The organism is Streptomyces sp. MUSC 14 (assembly GCF_001866675.1).
GTDB lineage: Bacteria > Actinomycetota > Actinomycetes > Streptomycetales > Streptomycetaceae > Streptomyces.
In genome coordinates, this window is sequence record NZ_MLYN01000007.1 from 331,647 (window position 1) to 350,010 (window position 18,364).

An 18,364-nucleotide genomic window follows, 5' to 3' on the forward strand; every position below is an offset into this window, starting at 1 on the left:
CCATCCTCGTGGACAACACGGAACATCCCACGGCCGGTATCCTGACTCCCGGATCAGCGCGCGCCGTCCGCCTTCCCGACATGCTGCTCGTCAGTGGCGTCCTGCTCGACGGCGTACTCCCCGGTCACAGTGGCGGGACCGTGCCGGAATCACACCGGCTTCCCTGCACCGCGGGCCTACCCCTCGAATATATAGTTGGACGTCCTAGTAAATCCACCCCGCAGTCGTATCTCCACTACCTCCCCAGGTCAGGAGGGGTCGGATTCGGCCGTTCTGGCGGCTGCGAAGCGCACGCGCGCCCGAAGCGGGCCTTGCGTGCGGCACGCCGGAAGGGCGTCAGTACGGCCGGGCCGCAGTGGCCTCCTGCAACTCGCGCATCGGGTCGGCAACCGAGGACCCCAGCACCTCCATCAGTTTCGGTGAGTGGTCGGACATCGATCACCGGCGGCCGGCTGTACCAGCTTCGGCACACCCCTTTGCCACATGAGCAAGAGGCATTCTCGATGTCCGAAGTGTCCCGCCCTCGCATTCCGGAGCGTACGCCGAGCAGGGCTCCTGCGGCGGGAGTCGCGCGACGTCACCGTTGCTCGTTCGGGCCAGCCACGAACCGCTTGCGCATGCCAGGCGCCCCGCGGGCGTGGCGCGCCAGGACCGAACCGTCGATGTGACTCATGCGCTCGCCAAGACCCGTTCCGCCTCGGCTCGCTCGCCCGGCCTGAGGACGTCGTAGCCGTACTGCTCGTGCATTCCACGGTGCGCGAAGTGCGGTAGGTCTGCTCCGGTGGCGGATTGCGGCAGGCAGCACGGCGCAAGGTGGCCAGTACGACCTGCCTTGTCGCACGAAGGCCGTCTCGGTGGCACGGGGGAGTCCACCGAGACGGCTCCGCCCAGAGTAGATCCCGTGAGTCCACCGGTCTACAACCTCACGTGCAGTGAACCTGGACAACTCACTTACGGCATCATCGGCCTCTTCGTGGTCGTCCGGGCCGCGGCCATCGGCCACTGGCGCCTGGCCAAGGTCGAGGAACGCTGGAGCGCCCGCACCGCCGATACCGGCTGAGGCCACAGCTGCCCGTTCCGACAGCAGGAAGGCTCCCGCGAGGAACTTCCTCCCGGGAGCCTTCCGTTGTGCCGCCTGCCCGTGAAGGGTGAGAAGACGATCACAAGGCAGGACGCTCAGGTGTTTCGCGGCGCCCTACGACGTCACGGCGCGAGCAGCAGGCTGTTGCCGCGCTCCTTGGCGGCGGCGTAGCGCTTGGCTACGTCCTGCCAGTTGACGACGGCCCACATCGCCTCGATGAAGTCGACCTTCTGGTTCTTGTACTGCAGGTAGAAGGCGTGTTCCCAGGCGTCGAAGACCAGGATCGGGGTCGAGCCCTGGCCGACGTTGCCCTGGTGGTCGTAGACCTGCTCGACGACCAGCCGGCCGCTCAGCGGCTCATAGGCGAGCACGCCCCAGCCCGAACCCTGCGTGGTGGCGGCGGCCTTGGTCAGCTGGGCCTTGAAGCCCGCGTAGGAGCCGAAGGACTCGGCGATGGCATCCGCCAGCTCGCCCACTCCGTCCTTCTCCAGCGGTTCGCCGCCGCCGTCACCGGTCATGTTGTGCCAGTAGATGCTGTGCAGGATGTGCCCGGAGAGGTGGAAGGCCAGGTTCTTCTCCAGGCCGTTGATGGAACCCCAGGACTCCTTGTCCCGGGCCTCCGCGAGCTGCTCCAGCGTGTCGTTGGCGCCCTTGACGTACGCCGCGTGGTGCTTGTCGTGGTGCAGCTCGATGATCTCGGGGCTGATGACCGGGGCGAGCGCCGAGTAGTCGTACGGAAGCTCCGGGAGCGTGTACACGGGCATGTCCAACGTCCTCCGCCTTCTCACTTGTTGCCAATAAGATGCAAGTGCACGCTAACAGCAAGAACTCAGCGTTGCCGATCAGGCGTTGGTCCTAGGACTCCTTCCGTGTCACCGTCGGCGTGGAAGCACCGGTCGGCCCTGGGGCACCACGAGAGGGCGGAGAAATGGGGAACCTTTCGTCGCCGCCGCGCGGAGATGTCCGCCCGACGGATCTCCGCGCTCTGCTGCGGCGAGGCGGCCTGCGCTGCACGGCGGCCCGGCTGCTCGTCCTGGCCGTGCTCGGGGCACCCGAGTGTCATCTGTCCGCCGCGGAGATCCGTGCCGAGCTGCCCCGCATCGGCTCAGCGGTCCACCACACCACGGTCTACCGCACGCTCGACGCCCTGACCGCGGTGGGCCTCGTCCATGTCGTCCACGGGCCCGGCCCGACGCGTTACGGCATCACCGGCGAGCCGCACCACCACGCGGTGTGCCAGGGCTGCGGAGGCGTCTCGGCCGTCGCGGCCGCACATCTGGCCGAGGCGGTGCGAAGGATCGAGGAGCTGACGGGTCTCCGCCCCGACTCGTCGGGGTCGCTGATGCTGTTCGGCCTGTGCGGCGATTGCGGCTGACCTGCCGTGTGGCGCCACACCCGGGCGGCGCCATGGGGATCACCGCTCACGGACACCTACTCGGCCGGCTGTTCCGCCGCCCCGCGCGCCATGCCTGCCTCCCACTTCTCCTCAATGCGGCCGACCTTCCACACCGCGAAGGCCACGGCCCAGGTGGCGAAGAACAGGCCGACGATGACATAGCCGACGAGGTTCAGGTCCAGGCCGGAGACCCAGTCCCAGAAGGGGCCGTGCAGTCCGGCCTGGTCCGCTACCAGACCCAGCAGCTCAACGGTGCCGATGATGAGCGCGACGGCCACCGACAGGCCGGTCATGGTGAGGTTGTAGTAGACCTTCCGCACCGGCTTGGAGAACGCCCACTCGTAGGCGAAGTTCATGAACGAGCCGTCGATGGTGTCGAGCAGGGACATGCCGGCCGCGAACAGGACCGGCAGGCACAGAATCGCGTACCAGGGCAGCCCGGAGGCGGCGCCGGAGCCGGCGAGGACGAGCAGGGCGACCTCGGTGGCGGTGTCGAAGCCGAGGCCGAAGAGGAGCCCCACCGGGTACATCTGCCATGGCCTGGTGATCGCCTTCATCACGCGGCCGAGTAGGCGGTTCATGAACCCGCGGCTGTTGAGCTGCTCCTCCAGGGCGGCCTCGTCGAAGTGGCCGGCTCGCATCTGCCGGAAGACCTTCCAGATGCCCGCCATGATCACCAGGTTGATGATCGCGATGAGGTAGAGGAACGTGCCTGAGACGGTCGTGCCGATCCAGCCGGTGATGTCGTGCAGCGAGGAGTTGTCGTTCTCGACGGGGCCTGCCAGTTCCTTGACGCCCAGGGAGAGCAGGAAGGCGAGAGCGAAAACGATCGTGGAGTGCCCCAGCGAGAACCAGAAGCCGACCGACAGCGGCCGCTTGCCCTCACCCATCAGCTTGCGGGTGGTGTTGTCGATCGCCGCGATGTGGTCGGCGTCGAAAGCGTGCCGCATGCCGAGGGTGTATGCGGTGACACCTATGCCTATGCCGAAGGTCTTCGTGCCCAGGCTGTAGTGCTCCGGCGCGACGATCGCCACCAGCGTGAACCAGCCGATCACGTGCAGCGCGAGGATGAACGCCGCCATCCCGCCGGCACTGGCCCACTCCTTGCGGGTCATCGACGTGCGGATGCGCTGCCACGAGAAACCTCGCCCGCCGTCCCGGGCAGTCGGGCTCGCGGGAGCGGAATCAGGTGCGGTGGTCATGGGGTCCCGGCCTCACTTCTCGGTGAGCGTCTGTTTTCAGCCGCGCCTTTCAGGTTTCTGCAATCACATTGCAACTACAACGAACATGCGGCAAAGACCACACCAAGTCGCATCGCCGCGCGGAGGGTGGCGCCACAACCGCCGACCTCCTTATTGCATACTCCTTGCAGTAACAAGTTTTGGGCAGGAAGGATCTGTATGAGCCCCACCCCGATCGTGCTGGGCATCGAGTCGTCCTGCGACGAGACCGGCGCCGGCCTGGTCCGGGACGGGCGGCTGCTCGGGCACGCGATCGCATCGAGCATGGACGAGCACGCCCGGTACGGCGGCGTCGTGCCCGAGATCGCCAGCCGCGCCCACCTGCACGCCCTGCGCCCGGTGATCCAGCAGGCCCTGGACCAGGCCGGGCTCACACTGTCCGCCGTCGGCGCGGTGGCCGTCACGACGGGGCCAGGATTATCCGCCGCGCTCCAGGTCGGGCTGGCCGGCGCGAAGGGGCTGGCGTACGCACTGGGCGTCCCGCTGTACGGCGTCCACCACCTCGCCGGCCACGTCGCCGCCGACACGCTCGAACACGGCCCGCTCCCTGACCCCTGCATGGTGCTGATCGTCTCCGGAGGCCATACCTCGCTCCTCCTCGTCCGAGATCTCGCCCGCGATTCGATCGCCCACCTGGGCGACACTCTCGACGACGCGGCGGGCGAGTGCTTCGACAAGGTCGCGCGGGTCTTCGGGCTGCCGTACCCCGGCGGACCCGCCGTCGACCGGGCAGCGCGCGCGGGGGATCCGCACGCTGTCCCCTTCCCCCGCCCGCTTCCCGGTTCGTACGACTTCTCCTTCTCAGGGCTGAAGACAGCGGCTGCGCGCTGGGCCGAGAGTCACACGGCCTCCGAACTGCCAGTCGCCGACGGGGCGGCGTCCCTCCAGGAGGCGGTCGCGGACGTGCTCACCCGCAAGGCGGTCGCAGCCTGCCTGGAGCACGGCGTGGGCACACTCGTCGTGGTCGGCGGGGTCGCCGCGAACTCCCGGGTGCGCGCGCTGGCAGAGAAGCGGTGCCGGGCCGCCGGACTCACCCTGCGCGTGCCACCCCTGCGGCTGTGCACCGACAACGGCGCGATGATCGCCGCAGTCGGCGACCTCCTCGTACGGGCCGGAGCCGAACCAGCCCCCCTGGACGTGTCCATCGACCCGTCGGCACCCCTGGAGTACGCGGCCCTGCACCCAAATGCCACGGCAAGGGTGGCCGCCTGATGACCTCGGACATCCGCGTCTTCCACGGCGAGGACCTGCTGTCCCACTCCGACGCCCTGCGCTCCGTCTACCTCGACGCCTTCTGCGCCCCTCCGTGGAACGAGGATGAGAAGCAGGCCACGGAATTCGTCGGCCGACTGGTGCAGGACGTCAAACGCCCCGGCTTCACAGCAGCGCTCGCCGTCACGGGGCTGGACGTCGTCGGCTTCACCATTGCCTGGAGCACGGCGTCCCCCTTTCCCGCCGACCGCTGCTATCCCCAAGCCGCCGCCGGCCTAGGCAAGGAACGCACCACGGAGTGGCTCTGTGGCGCCCGCGAGATAGACGAACTCGCCGTCCGCACCGCAGCCCGCGGCACCGGCCTCGCTGCCGAGTTACTGAAGACGGTCATCGCCGACGCGCCCGAGGGCCGTTCCTGGCTGCTCACCTCACTCCGGTCGCCCCGGGCCATGGACTTCTACCGCCGCCAGGGCTGGACCCAGGCCACCCACCCCTCCCCCGAGGGCAAGGGCATCGCCGTCTTCCTCGGTCCCCGACATCCGGCGCGCGCCCTCGCCGCCCCGCCTCTCGACCTTTGAATGCCTCCGCAGGGATGCGGCCCCGCACACTCCCCACTCGAAGCAAGAGGAGGAACCATCCCGTGACCGTTACGGCACATATCAACACCGAGCGCCCTGTGGCGACGCTCATCAACGTCTTCACCGTCTCCCCCGACTGTCAGTCCGAACTGATCGCTCTGCTCGCCCACGCAACCGAAGAGACGATGAAGCACCAACCCGGCTTCATCTGCGCCAACTTCCACGCCTCCCAGGACGGCGAACGCGTCATCAACTACGCCCAGTGGGAGAGCGAGGAGCACTACCGCGCGATGCTCGCCACCCCCGAGGCCCGGGTCCACATGGACGAGGCGGCCACCATCGCGAGCGACGTCCAGCCCCGCCTCTTCCGAGTGGCGTCGGCCCACCGCCCCTGAGCCGCGACACGGGCATCAACGTGCCACCCGTTCGGGCCGCCCCATAGCGGGTCCCCCGGCGGTGCCGCCCGCTGCGGACCCGAAGCGGATCAAGCCCATTCAGCACACGCACACCCCTGGCAGACACCGCATGTTCCAGGCCCCTGGCCGACTACCCACACGGCGAATCGCCATCGCGTAGTGGGCGCCGTCACGGAGCACGAGCCTCGTAACCCTCCTGGGGCGGCGGCCGTCAGGCCGCGACGGGGCCTTGCAACGGGACTGCGAGTGCTTTCAGTGCCTGTTCCAGGCCATGCAGATGGGCCAACGCCAGTTCGCCACCGGAACGCTGCGGTGTTGCAACCGCCGCATGACCCTCGCTCGGCGTGGCACCGGGTGTGATGAGTGTCCGCTGCTGCCTCCACCCGCCAGCACGCTGCCGCAAACCTCGCGTCGTGGGAAGCATCCGGATCCGCCGCGACCGATGCCAGGCCGCGCACCTCCCGGGCACACCGGTCCAGCAGCTCGATCACCTGACGGGCCCGCGCTTTACGCGCCCGCAGCGGAGTGAACGGGCGCACTAGGGGCGCCAGCGACGGCCTCACCCTGCCCAACAGCAGCTCCAGTTCAGCGACATGCCAGGCCAGATCCGCAGCCGGAGAGCTGGCCAAGCGGGCCGCAGCCTCAGACGTGCACGCGTGGACACAGTGCAGCGCTCGCTGGATCCACGCCGCCGGGGGCGACGGGGCCTTCACCTTGGGTGCGCCGTTCCGCAGAGGCGCATCCCCCACAGGCGCGGAGTCGACAACATCCTCAAGGTCATGGCCGCGGACCCCGCCCAGGGTGTGGGTCAGCTGCTCATCGTCAACCTCATCTTGATGTTCAGCATCCTGATGATGTGTGGATCGAGCTGCTGATCAGATCGCGTGATCTACCGAGATCTGTACGACGGCGCGCTCGGGGTCCGTGGCCGGCGTGCGGCCATACCGCTCTCCGTACCGAGTGACGGCGTCCTGGACTTCGGAAGCGTCTGTACGAACTTCAGCCGTACCTTCGAGCATCACCAACGACCGCCGTCGACCTGGCACACCGCAACTCGGGCAATACCATCGCTCGCCAGCATGCTGGCAGATTCCCTGCCTGATTTGCGGATGATAACTCGGGCGACTCCCGCAGCGGCGTCAATCGTTACTCCTGCAGGCAGGACATGCGGTCGATCATCAGGACACAACGCAGCCAAACTGCACATACGGTGTTCATTCCAGAACTCCACGTAGCCGTCAGATCGATTCGGAAGCGCGCCCGGCACGGGCGAAAGCCCAACCGCACCCATTGCCCAAATTGCTCCGAAGTGACTGCGACCACACACTCCCCAAATCGGGAAATTTGCCCGATTTATTAACTCATGCCGCAGTGGAACTATAACGGATCCACAACAGCGCCAGGCATGGTCTAGACCTCTCCGTGGCATCCAACTAAAGCACAAACCCGCAGATCAACGCTTTGTGCAAACTTCAATCGTGGCCGATTTGGAGCATTTTGACACCCCGATGTAGTACATGGACGACAAAAGTTGATCAAGTCTTTTCAGTCACCACCTGCCCGAAGCGTCACGTACCGTCCATGGGGTTCCCGGCAGCTCCCTTGAGGAAACCGTTCGTGCTCCGTTGCTCGTTCGCATCCGTGACATCGGCGTCACGGAGCGATCTGGAATAGGCCCGGACCTCCGCGAGAACAACACGGTGGTGTCGCAGTCATGCTTGTCTGCGGTCGCTTCCCACGCTGTGAACAGGACGTCATCACTTGGGCACTTGGCGCCCTGCTCGGGGGAGCCGTTGCCGGTTGAAAGGGTTTTACTCATGTGGTCGGGAAGAGGCGGTCGTGGCGCCGCTGAGCCCAGCCGTCGTAGGTTCGGACGCTGGCGCACGGCCGGGAATCGGACGGTGGAGCGAGACCTCCACCGCCGGCTTCGGGAAGAGCTGCGCAGCCTGAAGGTCACACCTCCTCTGGATGTAGAGGAACTGGCCAGGGCTCTCGGCGAGAGGCGCGGACGCCCCATCGTCCTCCGTCCTTTTCCGCTGGAGAAGCCCGGACCGACAGGCCTGTGGGTCGATATGACCGTGAGGGACGTGGTCCTCTACCAGGAGGAAACGACGAAGCTGCACCAGCGGCAGATCATCCTCCACGAGGTCCTCCACATCCTCGTCTCCGAGTGGGGGGAAGCCCCAGAGTCTCCGGACGCCGCTGTCGAGGACTGGGCAGCCCTGGTCCCCGTGCTCGATCCTGCGCTGATCCGGCGGGTTGCCCGTCGCTGTACGTACGAGGACCAGGAGGAGTGCTGGGTGGAGTTGGCGGCCACGGTCATCCTGGAGTGGTCCTCGGTGGTCGACGCGCTCCCGCCTCTGTCCGAGCACCCGGAAGTCCGTCGCGTACAGGCAGCTCTGGGCGACCGGCGAGGGTGGCTGTAGACCATGGGGATATACCTCTTGCTGATCTTCGTGGCTGCCACCGTGTGGAGGCTGTATCTGTGGTCGCGTGCCCCCCATGACGCTCCCACCCGATCAGTGGCTCTCACCCTCTTGAGTCTGGGGCTGTCGAACGCAGTGGCCATGCCGGGGGGCGAAAGCGGCCTGGAGACCATCGCTGGGCACGACATGCTGCGGCTGGTCCAGAACCTGCTGCTGTTGCTGGCCTGCTACTTCCTGATGTGTTTCTACCTGTACTCGACCGACGGGCAAGCCCGTCGTCGCGCCCGCGTTGAGGGCATCGTCGTGGCCCTAGCCACCGTAGCGATCGCTCTGGCCACCGTGACCGCACCACGGGGAGCGCTCAGCAAAGCGTCTAGCACGGTGGACATGACGATCCTCCAGGTTGCCGCCTTCTACCTCGTCGCCGGCCTGTACCTGATGTACGCGATCGGAGCGGCCGGATGGTGGTCCGCCCGCTATGCCCGTATGTCACGACGCCCTCACGCGACTGGGCTGTGGATGACCGCGATCGGTCTCGGCGCACTGGCGGTGGCCTGCGCCGTCCGCGCGGCCTTCGTCGCCGTCCGCTGGAGCGGCGGGTCCGTGCCACAGCAACTCACGACCTGGGCGGCAGCCTTGGTAGCCGTGTCGAGCGTGGTCTTCGTCCTGGGCATCACGTATTCAGGTGTCCGCGCGAGGATCACTGCCACGCGGCTGTGGCTGCGTCGGCGCCGGGATCACCGTCGGCTGGCTCCACTGTGGCAACTACTGATCTCGGTCTACCCGGAGAACGAGTTGAGGCCCGCGTCCCGTACGCCGTGGGATCGGTGGCGTGCTCGCGGTGTGCACCGTCGCTACCACCGGCGGATAGTGGAATGCCGGGATGGACTGGTCCATATCAGCCCGTACCTTGTGGGCGAGGAGGATGACACAGACCTGCTGCACCTGGAGCCGGCCCAGCTGGCCAGACAGCTTCGTCGTGCCTCGGCGGCGATCCGGCAGGGTGTGCCGGCTCCCGCAAGGGCGGTTCCTCTGGCAGTGCCGCAGGGAAACGAGAGGGAGTCGGATGTCGACCAGCTGATCGCGGTGGCGGAGGCGCTGCGGCTGACCGCGTGACCGTAGAAGAGCGAGGAAGACGAGACGAGATGCTGATCACTGCTGGACGGGTCCTGACCGGCTCCGGGACGTACGTGGAGGACGGCGCCGTCCGTATCGAAGGTGGCTCGATCACCGCCGTCGGCCCGCGCGCGCAGGTCGCTGACCACTCCGGCACGCAGGAGATGGACCTCGCGTTTCCGGATGCGACGCTGATGCCCGGGCTCATCGACTCCCACGTGCATCTCGTGTTCGACGGCAGCGCCGAAGTGTTGGCCGCCTTCTCCGAATCGAGCGACGAACAGCTGCTGCAAGACATGCGCCGACGCGCGGAGCAACTCCTGTCGAGCGGCGTAACAACAGTCCGTGACCTGGGGGACCGCAACGGTCTGACCTTCCGCTTGCAGGAGGAAATCAGCCGGGGTGCTGTTCCCGGCCCCCGCATCGTGGCTGCGGGCACGCCGCTGACCACGCCTGGAGGCCACTGCTATTTCCTGGGCGGCGAGGTCTCGGGCGAAGCTGCGGTCCGTGATCTCGTACAGCGCAACGTGGCGGCGGGCGCCAAGGCGATCAAGGTGATGGCGAGCGGCGGCGGTCTCACGAAGGACGGGCCGAAGAGCTGGCAGAGCCAGTTCTCCGCGGACGAGCTGCGGGCCCTGGTGGAAGAGGCCCATCAGGCCGGTGTGCCGGTGGCCGCGCACGCACACAGCGCGGACGGCATCTCGGCGGTCGTGGATGCCGGGGTGGACACCATTGAGCATTGCACGTGGATGACGGAGGACGGGTTCGGCCTGCGCCCGGACGTCCTGAAGAAGATCGTTGAGCAGGGCATTGCGGTCTGCCCGGCCGTCGGTCCGCACTGGCAGATGGCGGCCCGCGTCTTCGGCGAGGAACGGACGGCCACTCTGTTCGGACAGGTACGGCAGATGGCCGAGGCTGGCGTCCGGTTCATCGCTGGGACTGACGCCGGAGTGCAGCGGACTGGGTTCGACGGCTCGCTCGCGGGAGCACTCGGTTTCTACGCGCACGTGGGTATGCCGAACGCCAAGGTCATCGATATGGCGACGTCTGAAGCAGCGGCTGCTTTGGGGTTGGGCTCCACGACCGGCACGATCGCTCCCGGCTACCGCGCTGACCTGCTCCTGGTCGACGGTGATCCGCTCGCCGATCTCGCAGCGCTGAAGGAGGTCAGGGCCGTGTGGGCCTCTGGCCGTCGGCACGAGCCGAACGCGGCCGAATAGACGCCCGCGGCCGGCCGTCGGTCGATCGCAGCGCCTGTTCCTGGGGTAAACGCCCTCGGAACAGGCGCTATTCGTTTGCGTCGGGGTCCTCCTTGTCCAGCTCGGCTGCAAGGTCGTTCAGCATCGACAGAACGTTGGCCGGCAGGCCTTCGGGCTTGATCCCGCGGGCGCGGACGCGGCGGACCTTCCCCTGCTTGGCGGCCGACATGAGGCGCAGTCCTTCGTAGACCTGCCGTACGACAGCGTCGTCCGGCTCGAAGTACAGGGGGGACACCCCGAAGGTGTGCGCGAGACCTTGGCGGACGACGGGGGCGGCCTCTTCGCCCAGGCCTGTCCGAAGCCGCTCTACCTCCTCGGCGGTGATCACGTCCGCTCCCGCGTACGCGTTCACTGACGCAGCGATGTCCTCGTCTCCTGGCGCCGTCTGGCCGGGATACGAACGCTCCAGGACCAGGGTGATCTTCTCCGCCAGGGTGCTGGGTGGTTCGTCGGCAAGGAGGACTGCGGTGGACACGCCCTCTTCATCTTCACGGTGGGCTGGCCCGAAGGACCGTTCCTGTGCCAGCCTCAGCTCGTCCTCGGTCACCCCGTAGGCCCGGGCCAGGGCCGGGATGTACTTCTCCTTGAGGCGCCGCACCCCTTGCTCCGCCCCTGCCACAGGGCCGTCGCTCTTCGTCCCGATGACCTCGGCCATCTCGTACCGGTAGAGGCCGGCGTCGCAACGCAGGTCCCGAAGATCAGGCAGCCCGCCACGCGGGAACAGCTCGTCCAGGTCCTGCTTCAGGACCTGGGCCAGAGCGGACAGTTTCTCCTGGTCGGGCTCGGATGAGCCAAGCTCCCAGCCCGCCACCGTCGAGTCGCCGACGCCTACGCCCGCGGCTACGTCGGCCTGCGAGATCTCGGCGGCTCGCCGTACCGAGCGCACACGACCTCTATCGAAGCGGCGAGCAGGCATCAGACCTCGTTTTTGTGCGAACCGAAGAAACATCGAGCTGTTGACTTTTAGCGGGAATCGCGATAGCTTCAGCTTAGCGAAAAACGAGGGACTTCGCACCCCTCAGCCTTCGCTCGTCCAGCTGCCCCCAGCATGGGAGCTGCTGGACAGAGGGGACAGCCGCACGCGCCTCGCACACGGGTCCACCCCCTCAAAACGCCACTGGCGCCCGAGAGTTCGCACCTCCCAGACGCCAGACGGCAGCTCGCGGCCTTAGCCCCTTACCGGGGCGCCGGCCACTCGCACGGCCACTCCGTCGTCCTTCGCACGGCATAAACGGAGCGGCGTACCACATAGAGGAGTGTCGCATGTCCCTCACTGCGGACTGCAACCCGGAGCCGGACAAGGCTTCGCTGACCACTGAGCGGCTGGCCGCTCAGCTCGCGTCGATGCTGCCCGAAGCCGCCGTCGTCCAGGTGCGCCTTCAGGGCCCCCGTACGCTCTGGCCTCACCTGGGGCTGACCGCCATGAACGACCGCGGACACGCCCTTCGTATACCCCGGGCGAAGGCCTTGACCATCGCGCGGTGGATCATCCGCAGTTTTCCGCAGGCTGGCTGGGCAGCCTCGGGCGGCCATGTCTTCGACCTGCGGACGGGCCAGCTGCGCGGGCTGGAAGCGTGATGTCAACCGTGGCACCGGCGAACGTAGGCCCACTCACCTTCGGGCCTGCCGAAATGCAGGGGTTCGCCACCGTGATGAGCCTGCTGGCACAGGCGGGTGGCATCGATGCACTGGTGGGCAACCGGCCGTCAGAACCTCGCGATACGCGGCTCCACATCGGATACAGCGAAGCGGCCGAGCGGCTGAATATTCCGGAAAAGTGGCTGCGCGAGCGAATCTCCACGCTTCCCCACCGGAAGTTCGGAAAGTTCGTGCAATTCACCGAGGAAGACCTTCGCGCCATTTCGGATATGCACTTCGTGAGTCCAGGAACAGCGCAAAGGAAACGCATGTCGGCGTCGATGTCGCTTCAGCCCTCTACACGCTCACGCAAGCGCCCCTGATCCCCTTTTCCGCTCGGGCGCATAAAGGCGCTTGACTTCGTGAACATCGCGAGACACAAATGAGCAGCGACATATGCAGTCTCATCGAGGCTGCGTATAAGGGGGATTGGTCTCCCCTTATCGAAGAATCAAAGAAGGCCCCTGGAAAGCGCTGGGCGGAAGAAGCCAGGTGTTCTGGCCAAGACATCGATATCTTCGTCCCCCTTTGGGATGGCCCGCGTGAAGATCCCCAGATTGTGAAACACAAGCTGGGCAGCTCCCTTAATCGGCCGCGTAATCTCTGCGCATCGTGCCCGTCGGCTGTGGCTGCTCGTTGCCTGGTCGAATCGCTCAGAGATGACGATGAGTTCGGTATTCGAGCTGGTCTCCTGGCTTCAGAGCGGTTCACACTGCGCGTCGCGTGGCAGCAGCGCGTGAATGAAGAAGCCGTCCAAGGTGCGCTTCAGGGCAATACCACGGCGCTTAGCCGGGTCGAGCGGGAGACAGTGATCGCTCGATTCGCGGCTGACCCTTCACTCGAACCTGCCGCGGTGGCCCGAGGACTCGGCGTTACGCACAAATACCTACTGAAACTCGCGCGATGCCACCGGAAGAAGTCCAAATCCAGGCCGACCGTACCTGTTCACGGCACTGACGCAGCCTGACGCACCCCCACGAGCAAACGATCCTCCCGCAAGGAATTCCTTGCGATTCAGGGAGTTCCTCCATGTTTCAGAATGACCTTGCCTCTTCGCCGTGCGCAAATCTTGGTGACGCGATCCGCGAAATAGCCCCCACGGCAGCCCTTGTCCGCGTGTATTCGGAACGCTGCGCTGTTACCCAGCTATTCGAATCAGACTTCTACCGCATGCTCATCGACCGCCGAATCGAAAAAGAGGCGGCACGCCTGATCATGTGCCACTTCGGCGACGCTGCCGACTGGCGCCTTTCCCATGATTTCCATCTCCCCACCGGGGCTCTTTACCTAACTCCTGAGCCGTATCAGATCGGGTACATCCCTGAGGATGATCACTCTTTCGGTCTTGTCCGTTCTCGCCTCATAGCGATAGCTGACAGGAACTTCCGATGAGTGATATAGCGACGGAATTGGTCTGGTCGAAGTCCAAGTCGTGCAGAGGATCGCGTCTCGTCATGCTGGCCATCGCTCGTGAGGCCGACGACAAGGGAAAGGCCAAACTGACTCTGGAGGACATCTCCTGCCTCACGCAACTCACCGCGCGCTCGGTAACGAAGTGCTTGAGGGAGCTGGCGACGCTCGGTGAACTCAGCCGCGAGCGCGGAGGGGGCGCCTCGCACCCCAACAGCTACTCGATTCTCCTCTTCAACCAGGGGGCCGAGACCCCAACCGTTTCAGAGAAAGAACTTCCCACTCCATCTCCGGAACCATCAGATGAGGGAACAAGGTTCCAGGAAGTCTCTTCCCAGAACGCCCCTTCGACAGCTGCAAGTGGGAAGTCTCTGCACGGGAACTGGGAAGTTTCTTCCTCTCGCGCGCCTGGTGGTAATACTCCCGTAGGGAGTATTACCACCGCCAAAGAGCAAGCTAGCTCGCTTGGGTCAAGCCGAGAGAACCATGCAACCAATCAGGGTTCAGTCACGGTTCCTGATGGCGCCAAGAATCTGGTAACAGCCATAACCAGTGCCGGAATGCTCGTCGGCTGGCGTCTGACCGAATCGGAATGGGATCGGGTAACAGCTCTCGTGGCTCGTTGGGGACATGAACGGCTGGTCGAGATGATCGCGCGACGGTGGAACGCCGACCGACCGCCGCAGTCGGCCCGCTACCTGCTCCGCATCTGGGCTGACCTCCCGTCGCACACCCCTACGGCGGCATTCCAAGGCCCCCAAGACAACGTCGTCCCCCTGCGTCGGCCTCCCGGGGGCTGGACCCCATTTCAGAACACAGCTGAGCCCAGCGCTTACCAGAACGGATTTTGATCATGGCAGAGCCGGAATGCGTAGGCAGTGCCAGGTCAATGCGCCGCCTGGAACGAATACTCGCCGCGAAAGGAATCCAGGTGTCCGACAGCGCCGCTGACGACTCATCGGAGGAAAATCCGGGGGACCGCGGATGGCATCGCCGTGCCCGCGCTGAATACGCACTGAACCGGTGGCGGACCGCAACCCCTCCCCGGTTCAGCGGCGCTGAGGCGACGATCCGGGAAGTCACCGCATGGGCTGATCGCGCTCTCGCGGACAACTCCGCCGCTGGTGCTCTCCTCCTCACCGGCCTGACCGGGACGGGGAAGACGCACCAGGCGTACGGGGCCCTGCGCAGGATCGCGGCCGGCGGCCCCGACCGGTTCGAGCTGATCGCGGTCAACTCGGCGGACATGTACGGCACGCTGCGTCCCTCGCAGGTGATGGGTGCGGCGGAACGGGAGCTGCGGAAGCTGAGCGAGGTTCAGTACCTGCTGCTCGATGACCTCGGCACGGCGAAAACGTCGGAGTGGACCGAGGAGGTGACGTATCGGCTCATCAACTACAGGTACAACCACTGCTTGCCGACGATCATCACGTCCAATCTTCCGGCCCGCAATGACAACGGGCCGTCCCTGACCGACTTCGTCGGGGCCCGAGTGGCGAGCCGTCTGGCTGAGATGGTGACCAGCCTCGTGCCGATGATCGGCGCCGACCGGCGGCGCGGCGGGAGGGCGGCCTGATGCCCATCCGTCTTCGCGGTGCGTCCCGGGATACCGCGACCTTGCCCACAGCCTGTATATACGTCGGCCCACGCAGCCGGTTTGCGAATCCGTTCAGGGCTGGAGACCCCGCTCCTTCTCCCTTCGGCCCCCCGATGGACGCGGCAGAGACCGTGGATCTCTTCGCCGCCACGCTCCGCGGCCCCATAGGCCGCTTCTATGCCGCCCGGTTCGCCCGTGCCCTGCGCGGTCTCGACCTGATGTGCACCTGCCCTCTCGACGTGCCGTGCCACGCCGACATGCTCCTCCGCCTTGCCAACGAACCCGGCGACGGCTACACGATCAGCTCCCTGGAAGGCCCCTGATGAGTCACCCGATCATGTTCGCCGCGGCCCAGCACCTCGCGACCGCCGAGGAACGGCGCAAAGCCGAACGGGAGAACGCCTTCCGCACCTGGGGCCCGCGGTCCGTAACGGCGGCCGCGAAGTACGCCCGTCGCGTCCTGGGTGACACGGCGGTCACCCTCGACTGGGAAGTCCTGGGTCTCCTCTCCTTCGAAGAACACCTGCAAGCCTTCGCCTCGATCGACACCGTCGGGGGCCAGCACCTGGAGCTGCACTACAGCGATCAGGGAGGCACGGAACGCATCCTGCTGCGGGTGTCGTGCGTGAGCTGCCCGAGTCAGCATGTGCACGAGGTGACGTCCTTGGAACAGCTCGGACAGCTGCTTTCCCAGACCCCCGCATGGTCGTCCATCGACCCGCGCGACGGAGGGAACCTCTGATGTCACGGGCTCACATAGAGGCGACGGCCACTGAACCGCAGGGGGTCTACAGCCTTCGCGGTATGACGGCCTGGGACCGTTCCGCCATCATCCTGCTCGGCGCGGCTGGCTTCGCTTTCTCCTATGACGCACTGCGGCAGATCGCCATCGCGATCCACGCGCGGGAAAGCCTGAGCTACCTGTTTCCGGTGTTCATAGACGGGTTCATTGCGTACGGCGTCCGAGCGATCGTGCTCCTTCGCCACCAGCGCTTCGGCGCTCGGCTGTACGCCTGGTTCCTCTTCCTTGCGGCCACGGGGGCCAGTCTCGGCGCGAACGCCCTGCATGCCACCACGCTGAACGACGGTCCGCAGGCCGGACGGTCCGCGCTGCACCTGGCGGACAGCGTCGTCGGGGTGCTGTCGACGCTCGCTCCGCTCGCACTGGCGGGCTCCGTGCACCTCTACATCCTGATGGCGCGGACCGCCGAACTGTCGGTCCCAGACGGCGCGGACGACGGTCCCGGACCGGTCCGCCAAGAGGTTCCGTCGCTCGAAAGCGCTGCAATTCTGCCGGATTCTCGTCCGTTGGAGACACCCACGACAGCCGATTCAGGAAGCCTTGCCGCCGGTCCGTCCGCAGCAGACAGCTCCGCTGCAACCTACGTTGACCTGCGGAAACATGAGCCTGACCGAGACGGTGAGGCTCGTGCGGACGAACCCGGTACGGATTCATCTGCCGATGCGGACGGCACGGACGGCGACCCTTGCGACGTAGACGGACCGTCTGTCGGCCTCGCGGACCTCGGGATGGCGACGACGCTCACGGCGGAGGACAAGCCTTCGGTCCCGGCGGCGGTCCGCGCGTCTGCGGACGGTGAAAAGCCGTCCGTCCCGGACAGTGCGGAGCTTCCGCAGGACCGGGAGGCAGACGACGAGTGGTTGGCCGAGTTGCTGCCGATCGCACGGGCCGCTTCCCAGCAGGCCGGACGGATCAGTCGTGATGCCGTGGCCGGGGCCGTCCGCGCACACCAGCCGATCAGCAACGACCGGTTGGGCGTGCTGCTGGCCCGGCTGAAGGACGAGGAGGAAGAGGCGGCGAAGGCACCCGCCGCTGCCTCCAGCGCCCTCTGGTGATCTCATCTCCGAGTGCCCCTGTGGTCGCTGCGACTCGCACGGCAGCGACCACGGAAGGTTCGCTTGTTCAGGAAGGAATGGGTATGTGGCTTCGCCGACGAGATCGGGTGCAGGACGCAGTCCGGCTCGACGCCGTGCCAGCAGCGTCCGCGCTCGCGGCTCACCTCCACGGCGGTGGTGAACTGGTGCCGGTCCAGGTGGACGACCTTCCTCTTGCGGACGGGGAAGTCGCCTTCGCGGATGTGACGTGCTCGGTCGCGCGCTTCTACGGAAGCGAAGTCGTCTGTCCGCCGTCGACCGGGTACTTCGAGAACCACCCGACCTTCGGCCGGCGGTGGGTGGCCAACAACCGCCTGGACGCCCGGCGCCGCCAGGAGGCGGAAGATGCCGCCGCGCCACAGTGGCGTGATCACACCGCGGCCCGGGTGGTCCTCACCTCTACCGGACTACGGCTCAGGCCTCACCGGTCGCCAACCTGGCTGCCGTTCGACCATGCCCTTCTGACCGGAGTCACGGCGGGCCGGCCCGAGGTAGTGCTTTCGTACAGCGTGTGCGCGCCGGTGCTCCTCGCCGGCCCGGCTGCGCCGTGGCTCGGCGTAGCGATCGAGCACCTGCGCTGCCCGGCCATGTAGAGACCAAATCACCTGAAAGACCCCCTCGATTACAGAAGTCGGAACCTAATTCCTGGAATTAAGTTCCGACTTTTTTTCTGATTCGAGTTGTCTCCGAATCTCTGCAAGGATTCAGGCACGGCCAACGCTGCAAGGAATTTCCAGGCCGATGGAGACCCGTTTCCCGGTCTCTCGCTGATCATGCAAGGGGGGCGATGGCTTTGATATGAGTAACGGCCACCTAAAATCGACCGTTGCACACTATGGCACAGGTCGAGCGCTAAAACTGAATTCGATACCGGTGCGAAGCGCGATCGAATTCCCTCTCCATCCGAGAATCACGACGAGCAGGGGTCACAAGGCTCCGGTCTGATCCTCAGATTCTCCGGCGTCCGGCCGGTAGGACCCGCAGGTGGAGTCTTCCTCTTTCCTGCGAAGGGGTGGCGCAGGCCCCGACCCTCCATGGGGCCGCGCCACCCAATCTCTCGAAATCCCATGCACCGAGATTGTGGTTCCCGAATGCCTC

21 protein-coding genes, 1 pseudogene and 1 riboswitch are annotated in these 18,364 nt (G+C 66.1%); of the genes and pseudogenes, 18 read left to right on the forward strand and 4 right to left on the reverse strand.

Translation table 11 applies throughout. From position 1 onward, the window contains the following. Positions 1–13: 13 nt before the first annotated feature. Positions 14–195, reverse strand: a riboswitch (cobalamin riboswitch). Positions 196–901: 706 nt separating this feature from the next. Then, positions 902–1,060, forward strand: coding sequence for a hypothetical protein (locus BIV25_RS50750; protein WP_177235118.1), 159 nt, complete (start codon positions 902–904; stop codon positions 1,058–1,060). Between the two features lie 143 nt (positions 1,061–1,203). On the opposite strand, the gene BIV25_RS02805 is transcribed toward BIV25_RS50750, so the two are convergent. Next, positions 1,204–1,845, reverse strand: a complete 642-nt coding sequence (locus tag BIV25_RS02805; protein ID WP_071370464.1) for a superoxide dismutase — start codon at positions 1,843–1,845, stop codon at positions 1,204–1,206. A gap of 164 nt (positions 1,846–2,009) precedes the next feature. On the opposite strand from BIV25_RS02805, the gene BIV25_RS02810 reads away from it, so the two are divergent. Beyond that, positions 2,010–2,456: a Fur family transcriptional regulator gene (locus BIV25_RS02810; protein ID WP_071370465.1), complete on the forward strand. Its 447-nt coding sequence runs from the start codon at positions 2,010–2,012 to the stop codon at positions 2,454–2,456. A gap of 56 nt (positions 2,457–2,512) precedes the next feature. Here the strand turns inward: BIV25_RS02810 and BIV25_RS02815 are convergent, their stop codons facing one another. Beyond that, positions 2,513–3,679, reverse strand: a complete 1,167-nt coding sequence (locus BIV25_RS02815; RefSeq protein WP_177235136.1) for a HoxN/HupN/NixA family nickel/cobalt transporter — start codon at positions 3,677–3,679, stop codon at positions 2,513–2,515. Positions 3,680–3,877: 198 nt separating this feature from the next. Here BIV25_RS02815 and tsaD point away from each other — a divergent pair, with 198 nt between their 5' ends. The 3 genes from tsaD (at position 3,878) to BIV25_RS02830 (ending at position 5,903) form a co-directional block, all read left to right on the forward strand. Continuing rightward, positions 3,878–4,930, forward strand: a complete 1,053-nt coding sequence (gene tsaD, locus BIV25_RS02820; protein ID WP_071370467.1) for a tRNA (adenosine(37)-N6)-threonylcarbamoyltransferase complex transferase subunit TsaD — start codon at positions 3,878–3,880, stop codon at positions 4,928–4,930. Next, the gene (locus BIV25_RS02825; protein ID WP_071370468.1) at positions 4,930–5,508 is read left to right on the forward strand and encodes a GNAT family N-acetyltransferase; all 579 of its coding nucleotides are present in this window, start codon (positions 4,930–4,932) and stop codon (positions 5,506–5,508) included. The genes tsaD and BIV25_RS02825 overlap by 1 nt, the downstream gene beginning before the upstream one ends. A gap of 62 nt (positions 5,509–5,570) precedes the next feature. Next, a complete protein-coding gene (locus BIV25_RS02830; RefSeq protein WP_071370469.1) occupies positions 5,571–5,903 on the forward strand; it encodes an antibiotic biosynthesis monooxygenase in 333 nt (110 codons plus the stop codon). A 232-nt stretch (positions 5,904–6,135) separates the two neighbouring features. On the opposite strand, the pseudogene BIV25_RS52340 reads toward BIV25_RS02830, so the two are convergent. Then, a pseudogene (locus tag BIV25_RS52340) lies at positions 6,136–6,613 on the reverse strand (FUSC family protein); the annotation flags it as partial. Positions 6,614–7,825: 1,212 nt separating this feature from the next. Here BIV25_RS52340 and BIV25_RS02835 point away from each other — a divergent pair. Genes BIV25_RS02835 through BIV25_RS02845 form a run of 3 tightly spaced genes read left to right on the forward strand, consistent with a single transcriptional unit; the run spans position 7,826 to position 10,686 of the window. Further along, positions 7,826–8,350: a hypothetical protein gene (locus BIV25_RS02835; protein WP_071370470.1), complete on the forward strand. Its 525-nt coding sequence runs from the start codon at positions 7,826–7,828 to the stop codon at positions 8,348–8,350. An 18-nt stretch (positions 8,351–8,368) separates the two neighbouring features. Beyond that, positions 8,369–9,466, forward strand: coding sequence for an MAB_1171c family putative transporter (locus BIV25_RS02840; RefSeq protein WP_256255538.1), 1,098 nt, complete (start codon positions 8,369–8,371; stop codon positions 9,464–9,466). Between the two features lie 29 nt (positions 9,467–9,495). Further along, positions 9,496–10,686, forward strand: coding sequence for an amidohydrolase family protein (locus tag BIV25_RS02845; protein WP_071370472.1), 1,191 nt, complete (start codon positions 9,496–9,498; stop codon positions 10,684–10,686). A gap of 67 nt (positions 10,687–10,753) precedes the next feature. Here BIV25_RS02845 and BIV25_RS02850 read toward each other — a convergent pair whose 3' ends face one another. Continuing rightward, positions 10,754–11,611 (reverse strand): helix-turn-helix transcriptional regulator, encoded by an 858-nt coding sequence (locus BIV25_RS02850; RefSeq protein ID WP_256255539.1) that lies wholly within the window; start codon positions 11,609–11,611, stop codon positions 10,754–10,756. A gap of 377 nt (positions 11,612–11,988) precedes the next feature. On the opposite strand from BIV25_RS02850, the gene BIV25_RS02855 reads away from it, so the two are divergent. The 10 genes from BIV25_RS02855 to BIV25_RS02880 all read left to right on the forward strand — a co-directional run bounded on the left by BIV25_RS02855 (position 11,989) and on the right by BIV25_RS02880 (position 17,859). Next, on the forward strand, positions 11,989–12,303 hold the full coding sequence (locus BIV25_RS02855; RefSeq protein WP_071370474.1) for a transcriptional regulator: 315 nt from the start codon (positions 11,989–11,991) through the stop codon (positions 12,301–12,303). Continuing rightward, positions 12,303–12,686, forward strand: coding sequence for a helix-turn-helix domain-containing protein (locus BIV25_RS46320; protein WP_079176391.1), 384 nt, complete (start codon positions 12,303–12,305; stop codon positions 12,684–12,686). The genes BIV25_RS02855 and BIV25_RS46320 overlap by 1 nt, the downstream gene beginning before the upstream one ends. Before the next feature lie 59 nt (positions 12,687–12,745). Next, positions 12,746–13,330 (forward strand): WhiB family transcriptional regulator, encoded by a 585-nt coding sequence (locus tag BIV25_RS54195; protein WP_079176392.1) that lies wholly within the window; start codon positions 12,746–12,748, stop codon positions 13,328–13,330. A gap of 62 nt (positions 13,331–13,392) precedes the next feature. Then, positions 13,393–13,755, forward strand: coding sequence for a hypothetical protein (locus tag BIV25_RS50230; RefSeq protein ID WP_143076570.1), 363 nt, complete (start codon positions 13,393–13,395; stop codon positions 13,753–13,755). Between the two features lie 62 nt (positions 13,756–13,817). Further along, positions 13,818–14,624: a hypothetical protein gene (locus tag BIV25_RS50755; protein WP_177235137.1), complete on the forward strand. Its 807-nt coding sequence runs from the start codon at positions 13,818–13,820 to the stop codon at positions 14,622–14,624. Positions 14,625–14,626: 2 nt separating this feature from the next. Continuing rightward, the gene (locus BIV25_RS02860; RefSeq protein WP_079176393.1) at positions 14,627–15,349 is read left to right on the forward strand and encodes an ATP-binding protein; all 723 of its coding nucleotides are present in this window, start codon (positions 14,627–14,629) and stop codon (positions 15,347–15,349) included. Then, on the forward strand, positions 15,349–15,693 hold the full coding sequence (locus tag BIV25_RS02865) for a DUF4326 domain-containing protein (RefSeq protein WP_107485871.1): 345 nt from the start codon (positions 15,349–15,351) through the stop codon (positions 15,691–15,693). The genes BIV25_RS02860 and BIV25_RS02865 overlap by 1 nt, the downstream gene beginning before the upstream one ends. After that, positions 15,693–16,112 carry a DUF6195 family protein gene (locus tag BIV25_RS02870; RefSeq protein ID WP_071370477.1) on the forward strand — a complete coding sequence of 140 codons (420 nt, stop codon included), beginning with the start codon at positions 15,693–15,695 and terminating at the stop codon, positions 16,110–16,112. The genes BIV25_RS02865 and BIV25_RS02870 overlap by 1 nt, the downstream gene beginning before the upstream one ends. Positions 16,113–16,174: 62 nt before the next feature. After that, positions 16,175–17,227 (forward strand): DUF2637 domain-containing protein, encoded by a 1,053-nt coding sequence (locus BIV25_RS02875; protein ID WP_071370634.1) that lies wholly within the window; start codon positions 16,175–16,177, stop codon positions 17,225–17,227. 107 nt (positions 17,228–17,334) lie between these two features. Continuing rightward, positions 17,335–17,859 carry a hypothetical protein gene (locus BIV25_RS02880; protein ID WP_256255542.1) on the forward strand — a complete coding sequence of 175 codons (525 nt, stop codon included), beginning with the start codon at positions 17,335–17,337 and terminating at the stop codon, positions 17,857–17,859. Positions 17,860–18,364 lie beyond the last annotated feature (505 nt).

Bases quoted from the DNA above. Each gene is read 5' to 3' on its own strand.
- BIV25_RS02805 (WP_071370464.1), bottom strand. From the start codon at position 1,845: ATGCCCGTGTACACGCTCCCGGAGCTTCCGTACGACTACTCGGCGCTC.
- BIV25_RS02810 (WP_071370465.1), top strand. From the start codon at position 2,010: ATGGGGAACCTTTCGTCGCCGCCGCGCGGAGATGTCCGCCCGACGGAT.
- BIV25_RS02815 (WP_177235136.1), bottom strand. From the start codon at position 3,679: ATGACCACCGCACCTGATTCCGCTCCCGCGAGCCCGACTGCCCGGGAC.
- tsaD (WP_071370467.1), top strand. From the start codon at position 3,878: ATGAGCCCCACCCCGATCGTGCTGGGCATCGAGTCGTCCTGCGACGAG.
- BIV25_RS02825 (WP_071370468.1), top strand. From the start codon at position 4,930: ATGACCTCGGACATCCGCGTCTTCCACGGCGAGGACCTGCTGTCCCAC.
- BIV25_RS02845 (WP_071370472.1), top strand. From the start codon at position 9,496: ATGCTGATCACTGCTGGACGGGTCCTGACCGGCTCCGGGACGTACGTG.
- BIV25_RS02855 (WP_071370474.1), top strand. From the start codon at position 11,989: ATGTCCCTCACTGCGGACTGCAACCCGGAGCCGGACAAGGCTTCGCTG.
- BIV25_RS46320 (WP_079176391.1), top strand. From the start codon at position 12,303: ATGTCAACCGTGGCACCGGCGAACGTAGGCCCACTCACCTTCGGGCCT.
- BIV25_RS54195 (WP_079176392.1), top strand. From the start codon at position 12,746: ATGAGCAGCGACATATGCAGTCTCATCGAGGCTGCGTATAAGGGGGAT.
- BIV25_RS50230 (WP_143076570.1), top strand. From the start codon at position 13,393: ATGTTTCAGAATGACCTTGCCTCTTCGCCGTGCGCAAATCTTGGTGAC.
- BIV25_RS50755 (WP_177235137.1), top strand. From the start codon at position 13,818: ATGCTGGCCATCGCTCGTGAGGCCGACGACAAGGGAAAGGCCAAACTG.
- BIV25_RS02860 (WP_079176393.1), top strand. From the start codon at position 14,627: ATGGCAGAGCCGGAATGCGTAGGCAGTGCCAGGTCAATGCGCCGCCTG.
- BIV25_RS02865 (WP_107485871.1), top strand. From the start codon at position 15,349: ATGCCCATCCGTCTTCGCGGTGCGTCCCGGGATACCGCGACCTTGCCC.
- BIV25_RS02870 (WP_071370477.1), top strand. From the start codon at position 15,693: ATGAGTCACCCGATCATGTTCGCCGCGGCCCAGCACCTCGCGACCGCC.
- BIV25_RS02875 (WP_071370634.1), top strand. From the start codon at position 16,175: ATGACGGCCTGGGACCGTTCCGCCATCATCCTGCTCGGCGCGGCTGGC.